The following is a 17,509-nucleotide window of genomic DNA, read 5'->3' as shown; positions in this document are numbered from 1 at the left end:
ATGGCTAAAAAAGTCGTAGGCGAAATTAAATTGCAAATTGCTGCCACAAAAGCAAACCCATCACCACCTGTTGGTCCTGCTTTAGGTCAGCAAGGTGTTAATATTATGGAGTTTTGTAAGGCTTTTAATGAAAGAACAAAAGATATGGCAGGTTTTAATATCCCTGTTGTTATCACTGTTTATGCAGATAAAAGTTTTACTTTTATTACAAAACAGCCGCCAGCTACGGATTTGATCAAAAAAGCAGCTGGAATTTCTAAAGGTACGGATAATCCACTTAAAAATAAGGTGGGCAAGTTAACTCGTGCTCAAGTTTTAGAAATAGTGGATAAGAAAATTGCAGATTTAAATACTAAAGATAGAGATCAAGCTGCTAAAATTATTGCAGGTTCAGCTCGTTCTATGGGTGTTGAAATCGTAGGTTAATCCTTTCACCGCCAAGGTAAAAGGCGGTAGCACTTTAAAATGCGGAGAAAATAAATGGCTAAGATAGCAAAAAGATTAAAAGAATTATCACAAAAAATTGATTCAAATAAAGAGTATACTTTAAGCGATGCAATTGATACAATAAAGACTTTAAAGTCTGCTAAATTTGATGAGACTGTAGAAATTGCTTTAAAACTTAATGTTGATCCAAGACATGCAGATCAAATGGTAAGAGGATCTGTTGTTTTACCTGCTGGAACAGGTAAAAAAGTTCGCGTTGCTGTAATTGCAAAAGACGCAAAAGCTGATGAAGCGAAAAATGCTGGTGCAGATATTGTGGGTAGTGATGATTTAGTAGAAGAAATTCAAAAAGGTAATATGAATTTTGATGTTTTGATTGCTACTCCAAATTTAATGGGACTTGTTGGTAAAGTTGGTAGAATTTTAGGGCCAAAAGGTTTAATGCCAAATCCTAAAACTGGAACAGTGACTATGGATGTTGCTCAAGCAGTTAATAATGCAAAAAGTGGTCAAGTAAATTTCCGTGTTGATAAGCAAGGAAATATCCATGCAGGTCTTGGTAAAGTAAGCTTTTCCAAAGAACAATTATGGGACAATGTTAGCACTTTTGTAAAGGCAATTAACAAACACAAACCCGCCGCAGCTAAAGGTAGATATATTAAAAATGCGGCTTTATCTTTGACAATGAGCCCTTCTGTAAAGCTTGAAACACAAGAATTGCTTGATATGAAATAAGAGTTGCCTTTTTGCAACTCTTTTGTTTTAAAATAAACATTTGAAAAAATTTTTGATTTTTTGAGATGTTTATTTTAGATTGAAGATAGTCGAGGCGTAAGCTTAATTGGATTTCCACTCTACTTGAAATCTCAATCGGAAAGGAGAAAATGTGACTAGAAGCGAAAAAGTTGAGATTATTGCTAAACTTGAAGAAGGTTTTAAAGCTAGCGAAGCTATTGTAGTTTGTAATTACAGAGGTCTTAGCACAAAAAAACTAGAAGAGCTTAGAAATAATGCAAGAGAAAACAATGTAAAAGTTCAAATTGTTAAAAATACTTTGGCTAACATTGCTCTTAACAATTCCGGTAAAGCAGGTCTAGTTCTTAAAGATACAAATATTTATCTTTGGGGCGAAGATCAGCTAAGTGTTTCAAAAGTAGCTGCAAAATTTGAAGAAAATAACGATAAATTTGAAATCAAAACAGCTCATATTGAAGGCGAAGTTGCAGATGTTGCTAAGGTTAAAGCTCTTGCTAAAATGCCTTCACGCAATGAGTTGCTTGCTATGCTTTTGCAAGTTTGGAATGCGCCAATTACCAATTTCACAATAGGTTTAAATGCGCTTAAAAATAAAAAAGAATCTGAATAAATTAAATAAAAGGATAAAAAATGGCAATTTCTAAAGAAGATGTATTAGAATATATTTCAAATTTAAGTGTTCTTGAGTTATCAGAACTTGTAAAAGAATTTGAAGAAAAATTTGGTGTGTCTGCTGCTCCTGTAATGGTAGCTGGTGGTGCTGCAGCTGGTGGTGCTGCAGCAGCTGCTGAAGAAAAAACTGAATTTGATATCGTTTTAACTGATGGCGGTGCTAAAAAGATTGAAGTTATTAAAATCGTTCGTGCTCTTACAGGCCTTGGTCTTAAAGAAGCAAAAGATGCAGTTGAGCAAACTCCTTCAACTCTAAAAGAGGGTGTGGCTAAATCTGAAGCTGAGGAAGCTAAAAAACAACTTGAAGAAGCTGGTGCTAAAGTAGAACTTAAGTAATTTTAAGCTTTAAAGTTAGAAGAAGATTTGCCAAGGCAAGTCTTCTTTTTTTATTTTTACCTAATTTTTAGGTCTTCTTTTTTAAATTTACAAAATTTACCATGAGGTATGTGCGATATGTTAGATAATAAATTAGGAAATCGTTTAAGAGTAGACTTCTCAAACATTTCAAAACAAATAGAAATCCCAAATCTTCTACAATTACAAAAAAAGAGTTTTGATTATTTTTTAAATCTTGATAATGGTGAAAGTGGTATAGAAAAAGTTTTTAAATCAATTTTTCCTATTCATGATCCGCAAAATAGATTGAGTCTTGAATATGTTAGTAGTGAAATAGGCAAGCCAAAATATACCATTCGTGAATGCATGGAAAGAGGTTTGACTTATTCTGTAAATTTAAAAATGAAAATCCGTCTTACTCTGCATGAAAAAGATGAAAAAACAGGGGAAAAAGTTGGCGTAAAAGATATTAAAGAACAAGAAATTTATATTCGCGAAATCCCTTTAATGACAGATCGTGTATCTTTTATCATTAATGGGGTTGAGAGGGTGGTTGTAAATCAATTACATAGAAGTCCTGGTGTTATTTTTAAAGAAGAAGAAAGTTCAACGGTTGCAAATAAGCTTGTTTATACAGCACAAATTATTCCTGATCGTGGTTCGTGGCTTTATTTTGAATACGATGCCAAAGATGTTTTGTATGTAAGAATCAATAAGCGTAGAAAAGTTCCTGTAACTATGCTTTTTAGGGCTTTAGGGTATAAAAAACAAGATATTATTAAGTTGTTTTATCCTATTCAGACTATACATGTGAAAAAAGATAAATTTTTAACAGAATTTAATCCAAATGATTTTATGGATAGAATAGAATATGATATTAAAGATGAAAAAGGAAAAATCGTTCATCAAGCTGGAAAAAGACTTGCAAAGAAAAAAGCAGAACAGCTTATTAAAGACGGCTTAAAATGGATAGAATATCCTGTAGAAATTTTACTTAATCGTTATTTGGCAAATCCTATTATTGATAAAGAAAGTGGAGAGGTTTTATTTGATTCTTTAACTTTATTAGATGAGAGTAAGCTTGCTAAGATTAAAGAGCAAAAAAGTTTTGATATAGCAAATGACTTGGCTAATGGTGTTGATGCAGCGATTATTAACTCCTTTGCTCAAGATGGAGAAACTCTAAAACTTCTTAAACAAAGTGAAAATATAGATGATGAAAATGATTTAGCTGCGATTAGAATTTACAAAGTTATGCGTCCAGGTGAACCTGTGGTAAAAGATGCAGCGAAGGCTTTTGTAAATGATTTATTTTTCAATCCTGAAAGATACGATCTTACCAAGGTGGGACGTATGAAAATGAACCATAAGTTAGGTCTTGAAGTACCTGAGTATGTTACTGTTTTGACTAATGAAGATATTATTAAAACTGCAAAATATTTAATTAAAGTAAAAAATGGCAAAGGACACATTGATGATAGAGATCATTTAGGAAATCGTCGTATTCGTTCTATAGGTGAGCTTTTAGCCAATGAACTTCATTTAGGTCTTGCAAAAATGCAAAAGGCGATCAGAGATAAATTTACTTCTTTAAATGCGGATCTTGATAAAGTAATGCCTTATGATTTAATCAATCCTAAAATGATTACTACAACTATCATTGAATTTTTTACAGGAGGTCAGCTTTCGCAATTTATGGATCAAACCAATCCTTTAAGCGAGGTTACTCATAAGCGTCGTTTATCAGCGCTTGGTGAAGGTGGACTTGTAAAAGAAAGAGCAGGTTTTGAAGTGCGTGATGTTCACGCGACACATTATGGTAGAATTTGCCCAGTTGAAACACCTGAAGGTCAAAACATTGGTTTGATTAATACTCTTTCTACTTATGCAAAAGTAAATGAACTTGGCTTTGTTGAAGCACCATATAGAAAAGTTGTAAATGGTAAAGTGACTAATGAAGTCGTTTATCTTACAGCGACACAAGAAGAAGGCTTGTTTATTGCGCCAGCTTCAACTAAGATTGATGCTAAAGGCAATATAGTAGAAGAATTTGTTGAGGCTAGACAAGACGGTGAAACTATACTTGCAAGACGCGAAGAAGTGCAATTAATTGATCTTTGTTCAGGCATGGTTGTTGGGGTTGCAGCTTCTTTGATTCCGTTTTTAGAGCACGATGATGCAAACAGAGCACTAATGGGTTCAAACATGCAACGTCAAGCTGTGCCACTTCTTACTGCTTCAGCTCCGATAGTAGGAACAGGTATGGAACAAATTGTTGCACGTGATGCTTGGGAAGCTGTTAAAGCAAAGCGTGGCGGCGTGGTTGAGAAAGTGGATAATAAAAGCATTTTCATTTTAGGTGAAGATGATAAAGGTCCATTTATTGACCATTACACTATGGAGAAAAATTTAAGAACCAATCAAAATACAAATTATATTCAACATCCTATTGTTAAAAAAGGTGATATAGTAAAAGCAGGACAAATTATCGCAGATGGTCCTTCTATGGATCAAGGCGAACTTGCTATAGGTAAAAATGCTTTAATCGCTTTTATGCCTTGGAATGGTTATAACTATGAGGATGCTATAGTTGTAAGTGAGAGAATTATTCGTGAAGATACCTTTACAAGCGTGCACATTTATGAAAAAGAAATTGAAGCAAGGGAATTAAAAGACGGTATAGAAGAAATTACCAAAGATATTCCAAATGTAAAAGAAGAGGATGTTGCACATCTTGATGAGAGCGGTATTGCAAAAATTGGTACCCATATTAAACCAGGTATGATTTTAGTGGGTAAGGTTTCTCCAAAAGGTGAAGTCAAGCCAACTCCTGAAGAAAGGCTTTTGAGAGCGATTTTTGGAGAAAAAGCAGGACATGTCGTGAATAAATCCCTTTATGCAACTGCTTCTTTAGAGGGTGTTGTTGTGGATGTTAAAATTTTCACTAAAAAAGGCTATGAGAAAGATGAACGTGCAATAAAATCTTATGATAAAGAAAAAATGGCTTTAGAAAAAGAACATCATGATAGACTTTTGATGATGGATAGAGAAGAAATGCTTCGTGTTTGTGCTCTTCTTTCCAAAGCCCCTTTAAATAGTGATCAAAAAATTGGAGATAAAAATTATAAAAAAGGACAAACCGCAGATATTAGTGAACTTGAAAAAATCAATCGCTTTGCTTTAACAACTTTGATTAAAGCTTATTCTAAAGAGATTCAAAAAGAATACGATGATTTAAAAAATCATTTCCAGAATGAGAAGAAAAAATTAAAAGCAGAGCATGATGAAAAGCTTGAAATTTTAGAAAAAGATGATATTTTACCAAGTGGGGTAATTAAGCTTGTTAAAGTTTATATCGCTACAAAAAGAAAGCTTAAAGTCGGTGATAAAATGGCAGGGCGCCATGGAAATAAAGGTATAGTTTCAACTATAGTTCCTGAAGTAGATATGCCTTATTTGCCAAATGGTAAAAGCGTGGATATTGCGCTTAATCCACTTGGCGTTCCAAGTCGTATGAATATAGGCCAAATTTTAGAAAGCCATTTGGGTTTAATTGGACTTAGACTCGGAGATCAGATTCAAGAAATTTTTGATAGAAAGCAAAAAGATTTTCTTAAAGAATTAAGAGCAAAAATGCTTGAAATTTGCTCTATTCCAAGACTTGCAAGCGAAAAAGAATTTATTAAAAGTTTAAGTGATGAAGAGCTTTTAAACTATGCTAGAGACTGGAGTAAAGGAGTTAAATTTGCCACTCCTGTTTTTGAAGGTGTAAATATAGAAGAATTTAGCAAGCTTTTTGAAATGGCCAAGATAGATATGGACGGCAAAACAGAACTTTATGATGGACGCACAGGTGAAAAAATTGCAGAGCGTGTTCATGTAGGATGTATGTATATGCTAAAACTTCACCACTTAGTTGATGAGAAAGTTCACGCAAGAAGTACAGGACCTTATAGTTTGGTTACTCAACAACCTGTGGGTGGTAAAGCACTCTTTGGAGGTCAAAGATTTGGAGAAATGGAAGTTTGGGCACTTGAAGCTTATGGGGCGGCTCACACTTTAAGAGAAATGCTTACCATAAAATCAGATGATGTAGAAGGTAGATTTAGTGCTTATAAGGCATTAACAAAAGGTGAAAATGTTCCAGCAACAGGAATTCCTGAAACATTTTTTGTATTAACCAATGAGCTTAAATCTCTTGCTTTAGATGTTGAGATTTTTGATAAGGATGAAGATAATGAGTAAATTTAAAGTAATAGAAATTAAAGAAGATGCAAGACCTAGGGATTTTGAAGCGTTTCAACTAAGACTTGCAAGTCCTGAAAAAATCAAATCATGGTCTTATGGAGAAGTAAAAAAACCAGAAACTATCAATTATAGAACCTTAAAGCCTGAAAGAGATGGGCTTTTTTGTGCAAAGATTTTTGGACCTATAAGAGATTATGAATGTCTTTGTGGTAAGTATAAAAAAATGCGTTTTAAAGGCGTTAAGTGTGAAAAATGTGGTGTTGAAGTAGCAAATTCAAAAGTGCGTCGTTCTAGAATGGGACATATAGAGCTTGTAACTCCTGTGGCTCATATTTGGTATGTTAATTCTCTTCCAAGTCGTATAGGAACGCTTTTGGGTGTTAAGATGAAAGATCTTGAGCGTGTGCTTTATTATGAAGCTTATATCGTTGAAAATCCAGGCGATGCTTTCTATGATAATGAAAGCACTAAAAAAGTAGAATATTGTGATGTTTTAAACGAAGAGCAATATCAAAATTTAATGCAACGCTATGAAAATAGTGGCTTTAAAGCAAGAATGGGTGGAGAAGTTGTTCGTGATTTACTTGCAAATTTAGATCTCGTAGCACTTTTAAATCAGCTTAAAGAAGAAATGGCGGCTACAAATTCAGAGGCTAAGAAAAAAACCATCATTAAACGCTTAAAAGTTGTAGAAAATTTCTTAAATTCAAATTTAAACGCCAATACCAATAGTGATGAAGCCGTACCAAATCGTCCTGAATGGATGATGATTACAAATCTTCCAGTTTTACCGCCAGATTTGCGTCCTTTAGTGGCTTTAGATGGTGGGAAATTTGCAGTTTCTGATGTGAATGACTTATATCGTCGTGTTATCAATAGAAATACACGTCTTAAAAAACTTATGGAACTTGATGCGCCTGAAATCATTATCAGAAATGAAAAAAGAATGCTTCAAGAGGCTGTTGATGCGCTTTTTGACAACGGTCGTCGTGCTAATGCTGTAAAGGGAGCAAATAAACGCCCATTGAAATCTTTAAGTGAAATTATTAAAGGGAAACAAGGACGTTTTAGACAAAATCTACTAGGTAAGAGGGTGGATTTCTCAGGTCGTAGTGTTATTGTTGTGGGTCCAAAACTTAAAATGGATCAATGTGGTTTGCCTAAAAAAATGGCTTTAGAGCTTTTCAAACCACATCTTTTAGCTAAACTTGAAGAAAAAGGTTATGCAACCACAGTAAAACAAGCTAAAAAAATGATAGAAAATAAAACCAATGAAGTTTGGGAGTGTTTAGAAGAGGTAGTAAAAGGGCATCCTGTTATGCTAAACCGTGCACCTACTTTGCATAAACTTTCTATTCAAGCTTTTCATCCTGTTTTAGTGGAAGGTAAGGCTATACAACTTCATCCTTTAGTTTGTGCAGCATTTAACGCGGACTTTGATGGGGATCAAATGGCAGTGCATGTACCGCTTTCTCAAGAGGCTATTGCAGAATGTAAAGTACTTATGCTTTCATCAATGAATATTCTTTTGCCAGCAAGTGGTAAGTCTGTAACTGTTCCATCGCAAGATATGGTTTTAGGAATTTATTATCTTTCATTGGAAAAAGCAGGTGCTAAAGGTTCGCATAAAATTTGCATAGGCATTGATGAAGTGATGATGGCACTTGAAAGCAAGTGTTTAGATATCCATGCGAGCATACAGACTATGGTAGATGGTAGAAAGATTACCACTACAGCAGGAAGATTAATTATTAAGTCTATTTTACCTGATTTTGTACCTGAAAATAGTTGGAATAAAGTCTTAAAGAAAAAAGACATTGCTGCGCTTGTGGATTATGTTTATAAACAAGGTGGTTTAGAGATTACAGCAAGTTTCTTGGATAGACTTAAAAATTTAGGTTTTGAGTATGCAACTAAAGCAGGTATTTCAATTTCGATTGCAGATATTATTGTTCCTAATGACAAGCAAAAAGTTATCGATGAAGCAAAAAAACAAGTAAGAGAAATTCAAAATTCTTATAATCTCGGTTTGATTACTTCAGGGGAAAGATACAATAAAATCATTGATATTTGGAAAAGTACAAATAATGTACTTTCAAAAGAGATGATGAAACTTGTAGAAAAAGATAAAGAAGGTTTTAACTCTATTTATATGATGGCAGATTCTGGTGCTAGGGGTAGTGCGGCTCAAATTTCTCAGCTTGCTGCGATGAGAGGACTTATGACTAAACCTGATGGTTCTATTATCGAAACGCCTATTATTTCAAATTTCCGTGAAGGACTAAATGTTCTTGAATACTTTATTTCAACTCACGGTGCTAGAAAAGGTCTTGCAGATACCGCTCTTAAAACAGCAAACGCGGGTTATTTGACAAGAAAACTTATTGATGTTGCACAAAATGTAAAAATCACTATTGAGGATTGTGGAACGCATGAGGGTGTTGAAATCAATGAAATTACCGCAGATAGTTCTATTATAGAAACTTTAGAAGAAAGAATTTTAGGCAGGGTTTTAGCTGAGGATGTGATTGATCCTATTACAAATTCTGTGCTTTTTGCAGAAGGCACTTTAATGGATGAGGAAAAAGCAAAAATTCTTGGTGAAAGTGGTATAAAAAGTGTCAATATCCGCACTCCTATTACCTGCAAAGCTAAAAAAGGAATTTGTGCAAAATGTTATGGTATTAATCTTGGCGAAGGTAAATTAGTAAAACCAGGTGAAGCAGTAGGAATTATTTCTGCTCAATCTATCGGCGAACCAGGAACACAGCTAACTCTAAGAACTTTCCACAGCGGGGGAACTGCAAGTACGGATTTGCAAGATAGACAAGTAAGCGTACAAAAAGAAGGCTTTATAAGATTTTATAATCTTAAAACTTATAAAAACAAAGAAGGTAAAAATATCGTAGCAAATCGTAGAAATGCGGCGATTTTACTTGTGGAGCCAAAAATCAAAACTCCATTTAAAGGTGTGATTAATATAGAAAATATTCATGAAGATGTGATTGTTTCTATTAAAGATAAAAAGCAAGAAGTAAAATACATACTAAGAAAATACGATCTTGCTAAGCCAAATGAATTAGCGGGTGTAAGTGGTAGTATAGATGGAAAGCTTTATTTGCCATATCAAAGCGGTATGCAAGTAGAAGAAAATGAAAGTATCGTAGAAGTGATTAAAGAGGGTTGGAATGTACCAAATCGTATTCCTTTTGCAAGTGAAATTTTAGTAGAAGATGGTGAGCCTGTAGTTCAAAATATCAAAGCAGGCGAAAAAGGAACGCTTAAATTTTATATCCTTAAAGGCGATGGTTTAGATAGAGTAAAAAATGTTAAAAAAGGCGATATTGTTAAAGAAAAAGGATTCTTTGTGGTGATTGCTGATGAAAATGGTAGAGAAGCAAAAAGACACTATATCCCAAGAGAATCTAAGATAGAATTTAACGATAGTGAAAAAATCGATGATGCAAATGCTATCATTGCAAGTGCTCCTAAAAAAGAAAGAAAAGTGATTGCAGAATGGGATGCTTATAATAATACTATCATTGCAGAAATTGATGGTGTTGTAAGCTTTGAAGATATTGAAGCAGGTTATAGTGCTGATGAGCAAATTGATGAAGCTACAGGTAAGCGTTCTTTAGTAATTAATGAGTATTTGCCAAGTGGAGTTAGACCAACTTTGGTAATTGCAGGAAAAGGTGATAAGGCTGTGCGTTATCAGCTTGAACCAAAAACTGTTATTTTTGTTCATGATGGTGATAAAATCGCCCAAGCAGATATTTTAGCAAAAACTCCAAAAGCTGCAGCTAAATCAAAAGATATTACAGGGGGTCTTCCAAGAGTTTCTGAGCTTTTTGAAGCAAGAAAGCCAAAAAATGCCGCTGTTATTGCAGAAATTGATGGTGTAGTTCGTTTTGATAAACCTTTGCGTTCTAAAGAAAGAATTATTATCCAAGCAGAAGATGGTACAAGTGCAGAATATTTAATCGACAAATCAAAACATATTCAAGTAAGAGATGGAGAGTTTATTCATGCGGGTGAAAAACTTACAGATGGTGTCGTTTCAAGTCATGATGTGCTTAAAATTTTAGGTGAAAAAGCCTTGCATTATTATTTGATTTCTGAAATCCAACAAGTTTATCGCGGACAAGGTGTTGTGATTTCTGATAAACATATAGAAGTTATCGTTTCTCAAATGCTAAGACAAGTAAAAGTTGTAGATAGTGGACATACGAAATTTATCGAGGGTGATTTGGTTTCAAGACGTAAATTCCGTGAAGAAAATGAAAGAATTATTAGAATGGGTGGAGAACCTGCTATTGCTGAGCCTGTGCTTTTAGGTGTAACAAGAGCAGCGATTGGAAGCGATAGTGTGATTTCTGCGGCTTCATTCCAAGAAACTACTAAAGTTTTAACCGAAGCAAGTATAGCAGGTAAATTTGACTACTTAGAAGATTTAAAAGAAAATGTTATTCTAGGTAGAATGATACCTGTTGGAACAGGGCTTTATGGTGAACAAAATTTAAAACTTAAAGAACAAGAATAACTTTTTATTAATAGCCCTTTTTTAGGGCTATATTTCCTCATTTAAATATTTTTTAACTAAAATATAAGCAAAAATTAGATATCATCCAAAGTTTATTACATTTTTAAAGAAAGGAATTATTGTGCCTACCATAAATCAATTGGTTAGAAAAGAGCGCAAAAAAGTTTTAGAAAAATCTAAATCTCCAGCGCTTAAAAATTGTCCACAAAGAAGGGGAGTTTGTACTAGGGTTTATACTACAACACCTAAAAAGCCAAACTCAGCGTTAAGAAAAGTTGCCAAAGTAAGACTTACTAGTGGCTTTGAAGTGATCAGCTATATTGGCGGTGAAGGTCATAACTTACAGGAACACAGCATTGTTTTAGTGCGTGGTGGTAGGGTAAAAGACTTACCAGGGGTTAAATATCACATCGTTCGTGGTGCTCTTGATACAGCAGGTGTTGCAAAAAGAACAGTTTCTCGTTCTAAATACGGTGCTAAACGCCCTAAAGCAGGCGCTACAAAATAATCATTCATACAGACAAATCCGTTAGATTTGATTTTGTTTGAGTAAAATTTAAAATTTGAAGGAAAAATAATGAGAAGAAGAAAAGCTCCGGTAAGAGAAGTCTTGCCTGATCCGATTTATGGTAATAAAGTAATCACAAAATTTATTAATTCTTTAATGTATGATGGTAAAAAAAGCACAGCTACAACAATTATGTATGGTGCTTTGGAGGCTATTGATAAAAAAGGTGGCGAGAAAAAAGGTATTGATATTTTTAATGATGCGATTGAAAATATTAAGCCTTTATTAGAAGTGAAATCTCGTCGTGTAGGTGGTGCAACCTATCAAGTTCCAGTAGAAGTTCGCCCTGCTAGACAACAAGCTTTGGCGATTCGTTGGATTATTTCTTTTGCAAGAAAAAGAAGTGAAAGAACTATGATTGATAAACTTGCGGCTGAGCTTTTAGATGCTGCTAATAGCAAAGGTGCTTCATTTAAGAAGAAAGAAGATACTTATAAAATGGCTGAAGCAAATAAAGCATTTGCTCACTATCGTTGGTAAGAAGGAGTGTGTATGTCAAGAAGTACTCCTTTAAAAAAAGTTAGAAATATAGGTATTGCTGCTCACATCGATGCGGGTAAAACAACTACATCTGAAAGAATTCTTTTTTTTACAGGCATGAGTCATAAAATCGGTGAAGTTCATGATGGTGCTGCAACTATGGACTGGATGGAACAAGAGAAAGAGCGTGGGATTACTATCACTTCTGCGGCTACAACTTGTTTTTGGAAAGACCATCAAATCAATCTTATTGACACTCCAGGCCACGTGGATTTTACAATCGAAGTTGAAAGATCTATGCGTGTTCTTGATGGTGCTGTTGCGGTATTTTGTTCAGTGGGTGGGGTGCAACCTCAAAGTGAAACAGTTTGGAGACAAGCCAATAAATACGGTGTTCCAAGAATAGTATTTGTAAACAAAATGGACAGAATCGGTGCAAATTTTTACAATGTAGAAGAACAAATTCGCAACCGTTTAAAAGCTAATCCAGTTCCACTTCAAATTCCAATTGGCGCTGAAGATAATTTTAAAGGCGTAATCGATCTTGTAACTATGAAAGCTTTAGTTTGGGAAGATGATACTAAGCCAACTGATTATGTAGAAAAAGAAATTCCAGCTGAACTTAAAGAAAAGGCAGAAGAATATCGTACAAAAATGATAGAAGCAGTTTCTGAAACTTCAGATGAGTTGATGGAAAAATATTTAGGCGGAGAAGAATTAAGCCTTGAAGAGATTAAAACAGGGATTAAAGCAGGATGTTTAAGTCTTTCTATCGTTCCTATGCTTTGCGGTACAGCGTTTAAAAATAAAGGGATTCAACCTTTACTTGATGCTGTTGTGGCTTATTTACCAGCTCCTGATGAAGTGGCAAATATCAAGGGTGAATATGAAGATGGCACAGAAGTTTCTGTAAAATCAACTGATGATGGTGAGTTTGCAGGACTTGCATTTAAAATCATGACAGATCCATTTGTAGGACAACTTACTTTCGTACGTGTTTATCGCGGTTGTTTAGAGAGCGGTTCTTATGCTTATAACTCAACTAAAGATAAAAAAGAAAGAATTGGTCGTTTGTTAAAAATGCACTCTAACAAAAGAGAAGAGATTAAAGTGCTTTACGCAGGCGAAATTGGTGCCGTTGTAGGACTTAAAGATACTTTAACAGGGGATACTCTTGCAAGTGAAAAAGATAAGGTAATCCTTGAAAGAATGGATTTCCCAGATCCAGTTATTTCTGTTGCAGTTGAGCCAAAAACTAAAGCTGATCAAGAAAAAATGTCTATTGCTTTAAATAAATTAGCACAAGAAGATCCAAGTTTTAGAGTTTCTACAGATGAAGAAAGTGGTCAAACTATCATTTCAGGTATGGGTGAGTTGCACCTTGAAATTATCGTTGATAGAATGCTTCGTGAATTTAAAGTTGAAGCTGAAGTAGGTCAACCACAAGTTGCTTATCGTGAAACTATTAGAAAAACTGTTGAACAAGAATACAAATACGCTAAACAATCAGGTGGTCGTGGTCAGTATGGACATGTATTCTTACGTCTTGAACCGCTTGAGCCAGGTAGTGGATATGAATTTGTTAATGATATCAAAGGTGGGGTAATTCCAAAAGAATATATTCCTGCAGTTGATAAAGGTGTTCAAGAAGCATTACAAAATGGTGTTTTGGCAGGTTATCCTGTAGAGGATGTTAAAGTAACTGTTTATGATGGAAGTTATCACGAAGTGGATTCATCTGAGATGGCATTTAAACTTGCTGCTTCTATGGGCTTTAAAGAAGGTGCTAGAAAAGCAGGTGCTGTAATCTTAGAGCCTATGATGAAAGTTGAAGTAGAAACTCCTGAAGATTACATGGGTGATGTTATTGGTGATCTTAATAAACGCCGTGGTCAAGTAAATAGCATGGATGAGCGTGGAGGAAATAAAATTATCACAGCATTTTGTCCTTTGGCTGAAATGTTTGGTTATTCAACTGATCTTAGAAGTCAAACTCAAGGTCGTGCGACTTATTCTATGGAATTTGATCACTATGATGAAGTTCCTAAAAATGTTGCAGATGAAATCATCAAAAAAAGAAACGGTTAAATTTTTAGCGGGATTTTTCCCGCTTTCTGTCCTCGTAGCTCAGCAGGATAGAGCGCAAAATTCCTAATTTTGAGGCCGTGAGTTCGAATCTCGCCGTGGACACCATGTTATGAATGTTATTATGATAAAAATTATTTTTTTTGTAGCTTTTGTAATTTCTTTTTTAATAGCAAAAAATTCTATAGGTTTTAAAGAAGATAATATAACAAAAGAACAAAATATATTTAAAGAACAACCCCTAAAACGTATTAAAATTCCAACTCATTAAAAAGATTATGTCAGATTTGATTATTTTAGCACAATTATCCCAAGGATATCGTTATAATAGTGATTCTTTAATTTTGGCTGACTTTGTTTTAAAACAAGGTGTCAAAGGTAATATTCTTGATGTGGGTGCAGGTTGCGGTATTATAGGTATTTTACTTAAAAAAAATGTTATAAATTTAAATTTATCTTTGATTGATATTCAAAAAGAAAATATAGAATTGATTGAAAAAAATTTAAAAACCAATCAAATACAAGCTAACATTTTTTATGGTGATTTTAGTCAATTTGAAAGTACTCAAAAATTTGATTTTATAGTTTGTAATCCTCCATTTTATAGACAAGGAGCTTATAAAAGCAAAGATAAACATAAAAATATGAGTAAATTTCAAGAATTTTTACCTTTAAATAGCTTTTTAGTTAAAATAAATTCTATACTAAAATCAAATGGCACTTTGTATTTTTGCTATGAGGCTTTAGCTTTAGATGAGATTTGTTCTATTTTAAAAGATATGAAAATGAAAATAATAAAACTTTGTTTTGTTCATACGCATCAAAATAAGAAAGCAAGACTTATTTTAATACAGGTGAAAAAAGGTGCAAAATCACCTTGTGAGATTTTACCTCCTTTTTTTGTATATGAAAATGAATTTTTAAGCAGACAAATGCAAGAAATTCACTTAAGATTTAGGTTAAAAAGTTATGATATTTGATAAGAATTTTTCTTATGCTTTTGATGAAAATGCTTGCGAGAAATGTGGTGGAAAGTGTTGTATTGGAGAAAGTGGTAATATTTTTGTGAGCAAGGAAGAATTAGAAGCATTAAGAAGGTATTTAAATTTAGAAAGTAAAGAATTTACCGAAAAATACTTGAAAAAAGTGGGTTTTAAAATGAGCTTTAAAGAAGTTGAATTTGAAGATGGTTTCGCTTGTATTTTTTTTGATACTCAAAAAAGAAATTGTAGTATCTATGATTTTCGCCCAAAACAATGTAGAACTTTTCCATTTTGGGAATATTTTAAAACACATCAAAAGGAACTAAAAAAAGAATGTATAGGAATTTGTTATTTGTCTTAGTGGCTTTTTCTTTAGCAGCTTGTGGAAGTTCAAAAATCAATGTTGTTTATCCTGATTATACAAAATATAAAAGCAATGATTTTGATTTAAGGGTTATGAAGGCTTATAATTATGAGTATTATAAACAATACAAAGAAGCCAGAGATGAATTTTTAAATCTTTATCAAGACTATAATAATACTAATTTTTTAGAAAATGCATTTTTACTTACTTTAGCAAACAATCTTGACAGGCAAGCGGAGTTAAATAATCTAGTAAAGCCTTATTTAAATCAAAATGACAATCTTAAGCGACTTAGTGCTCTTTATGCTTTAAATTCAAATGATATCAACAATGCTCAAAAACTTATGAAAGAGCTTTTAACAAAAAAAGATAGCGATCCTAGAAATTTAGAGCTTTATGGTGATATTTTGGTTAAAAAAAATGATTTAAAAAATGCCACAAAGTACTATAGATCTGCTTATAATCAAGTACAAAATGAAGAAATTTTATTTAAACTCATAGGAATTTATGCGATTTTAAATGATACTTTAAATATTAAAAATGTTTTAGAATTTTCAAGAAAAACCAATGGTTGTACTCTTAAAACTTGCGCCTTGCTTGCTAGAATTTATTTTGATGAAAAAAATATCGAAGCCTTAAAAAGTGTATATAAAGAGCTTTATCAGCTTACAAAGAATAAAAGCTTTGCATTAGCTTTAATTGATCTTTTAAATTCTCAAGGTAAAACAGAAGAAGCTTTAAAAATTTCTTTGCAGTATGATTTAGATGATGATATTAAACTCGCTTTGTATCAGAATTTAAAACGCTTTGATGATGCTAAGAAAATAAGTTTAACGCTTTATAATAAAACAAAAAATAAAGAATATCTTCTGCGATCGGCAGTTTTTGAATTTGAAGCTGCAAATGAAGCTAAAAAAATCACTCCAAAAGTAATTGGTTCTGTGAAAGAAAAATTCGAACAAGCTATCAATAAAGATAGCAATGCTTTGTATTTAAACTACTATGGATATTTGCTTATAGATTATGATTTGGACGTTAAAAAAGGTATAGAGCTTGTGAAACTTGCCTTAGAAAAAGATCCACAGAATTTGTATTATTTAGATTCTTTAGCCTGGGGGTATTATAAACTAGGCGATTGTAAGCAAGCATGGGAAATTTTAAAACAAACATTAGATGATAAAGAATTTACAAATTCTGATGAGAGCAAAGCTCATATAAAAGCGATAAAGGCATGTATAAAACCATGATATTGGATAAAATTTTTAAAAAAACAAAAGAAGATCTAAAAGAACGCAAATTAAAACTTCCTTATGATATGCTAGGACGTTCTTTAGCTTCAAACCCTTTCTTTCCAAAAGATGTGATTAAGGCTTTAAAAAGAGTAGAAAAAGAAGTTAAAATCATAGCAGAAGTAAAAAAAGCAAGTCCTAGTAAAGGAGTTATTAGAGAAGACTTTGATCCTTTGAGTATTGCTTTAAATTATGAAAAAAACAAAGCAGTAGCGATTTCTGTTTTAACTGAACCACACTTTTTTAAAGGTTCTTTAGAATACTTAAGTCTTATACGCCGTTATACGCAAATTCCTTTGCTTAGAAAAGATTTTATTTTTGACGAGTATCAAATTTTAGAAGCTTTGGTTTATGGGGCGGATTTTGTATTGTTAATCGCTAAAATGCTAAGCATGAAAGAGCTTAAAAAACTGCTTGAGTTTACAAGACATTTAGGTCTTGAGGCTTTGGTTGAAATCCATGATAAAGAGGATTTGAGTAAAGCTATTTTTGCTGGAGCGGATATCATTGGTATTAATCACCGCAATTTAGAGGATTTTACTATGGATATAAGTTTGTGCGAAAAACTTATTCCACAAATCCCAAATTCAAAAATCATCATCGCAGAAAGTGGTTTAGAAAATAAAGAATTTTTAGAGCATTTACAAAATTTAGGCGTTGATGCTTTTTTAATCGGCGAATATTTTATGCGTGAGGAAGATGAAGGGAAGGCTTTAAAAGCTTTGCTTTAAGGAGGGA

14 protein-coding genes and 1 tRNA gene are annotated in these 17,509 nt (G+C 33.2%); all 15 read left to right on the top strand.

The features are described 5' to 3' along the window. The gene (gene rplK, locus ACOTU8_RS04625; RefSeq protein ID WP_422341993.1) at positions 1-426 is read left to right on the top strand and encodes a 50S ribosomal protein L11; all 426 of its coding nucleotides are present in this window, start codon (positions 1-3) and stop codon (positions 424-426) included. Between the two features lie 54 nt (positions 427-480). Further along, entirely contained in the window at positions 481-1,182 is a 702-nt protein-coding gene (gene rplA, locus ACOTU8_RS04620) for a 50S ribosomal protein L1 (protein WP_186985621.1), read from the top strand. Between the two features lie 151 nt (positions 1,183-1,333). After that, entirely contained in the window at positions 1,334-1,813 is a 480-nt protein-coding gene (gene rplJ, locus ACOTU8_RS04615; RefSeq protein WP_422341992.1) for a 50S ribosomal protein L10, read from the top strand. Between the two features lie 20 nt (positions 1,814-1,833). Then, complete coding sequence (gene rplL, locus ACOTU8_RS04610) at positions 1,834-2,211, top strand: 50S ribosomal protein L7/L12 (RefSeq protein ID WP_422341991.1); 378 nt, start codon at positions 1,834-1,836, stop codon at positions 2,209-2,211. Between the two features lie 108 nt (positions 2,212-2,319). Continuing rightward, positions 2,320-6,456 carry a DNA-directed RNA polymerase subunit beta gene (gene rpoB, locus ACOTU8_RS04605; RefSeq protein ID WP_422341990.1) on the top strand — a complete coding sequence of 1,379 codons (4,137 nt, stop codon included), beginning with the start codon at positions 2,320-2,322 and terminating at the stop codon, positions 6,454-6,456. After that, entirely contained in the window at positions 6,449-11,002 is a 4,554-nt protein-coding gene (gene rpoC / locus ACOTU8_RS04600) for a DNA-directed RNA polymerase subunit beta' (protein ID WP_422341989.1), read from the top strand. Before rpoB ends, rpoC begins: the two co-directional genes overlap by 8 nt. A 121-nt stretch (positions 11,003-11,123) precedes the next feature. Further along, positions 11,124-11,510 (top strand): 30S ribosomal protein S12, encoded by a 387-nt coding sequence (gene rpsL / locus ACOTU8_RS04595; protein ID WP_240694338.1) that lies wholly within the window; start codon positions 11,124-11,126, stop codon positions 11,508-11,510. A gap of 69 nt (positions 11,511-11,579) precedes the next feature. Next, complete coding sequence (gene rpsG, locus ACOTU8_RS04590; protein ID WP_002779471.1) at positions 11,580-12,050, top strand: 30S ribosomal protein S7; 471 nt, start codon at positions 11,580-11,582, stop codon at positions 12,048-12,050. 12 nt (positions 12,051-12,062) lie between these two features. Beyond that, the gene (gene fusA / locus ACOTU8_RS04585; RefSeq protein WP_422341988.1) at positions 12,063-14,138 is read left to right on the top strand and encodes an elongation factor G; all 2,076 of its coding nucleotides are present in this window, start codon (positions 12,063-12,065) and stop codon (positions 14,136-14,138) included. 28 nt (positions 14,139-14,166) lie between these two features. Further along, positions 14,167-14,243: transfer RNA gene (locus ACOTU8_RS04580), tRNA-Arg, on the top strand. A 16-nt stretch (positions 14,244-14,259) separates the two neighbouring features. Further along, entirely contained in the window at positions 14,260-14,406 is a 147-nt protein-coding gene (locus ACOTU8_RS04575) for a hypothetical protein (protein WP_422341987.1), read from the top strand. 7 nt (positions 14,407-14,413) lie between these two features. Continuing rightward, the gene (locus tag ACOTU8_RS04570; protein WP_422341986.1) at positions 14,414-15,115 is read left to right on the top strand and encodes a tRNA1(Val) (adenine(37)-N6)-methyltransferase; all 702 of its coding nucleotides are present in this window, start codon (positions 14,414-14,416) and stop codon (positions 15,113-15,115) included. Continuing rightward, positions 15,105-15,479, top strand: coding sequence for a YkgJ family cysteine cluster protein (locus ACOTU8_RS04565; protein WP_422341985.1), 375 nt, complete (start codon positions 15,105-15,107; stop codon positions 15,477-15,479). Before ACOTU8_RS04570 ends, ACOTU8_RS04565 begins: the two co-directional genes overlap by 11 nt. Continuing rightward, positions 15,452-16,729 (top strand): tetratricopeptide repeat protein, encoded by a 1,278-nt coding sequence (locus tag ACOTU8_RS04560; RefSeq protein WP_422341984.1) that lies wholly within the window; start codon positions 15,452-15,454, stop codon positions 16,727-16,729. The genes ACOTU8_RS04565 and ACOTU8_RS04560 overlap by 28 nt, the downstream gene beginning before the upstream one ends. After that, entirely contained in the window at positions 16,726-17,502 is a 777-nt protein-coding gene (gene trpC, locus ACOTU8_RS04555) for an indole-3-glycerol phosphate synthase TrpC (RefSeq protein WP_422341983.1), read from the top strand. The genes ACOTU8_RS04560 and trpC overlap by 4 nt, the downstream gene beginning before the upstream one ends. Positions 17,503-17,509 lie beyond the last annotated feature (7 nt).

Origin of the sequence: Campylobacter jejuni, assembly GCF_049221745.1 — a bacterium.
Lineage (GTDB): Bacteria > Campylobacterota > Campylobacteria > Campylobacterales > Campylobacteraceae > Campylobacter_D > Campylobacter_D jejuni_E.
Note: the sequence above shows the minus strand (reverse complement) of the source record. Positions and strands in the feature narration are given on the sequence as shown.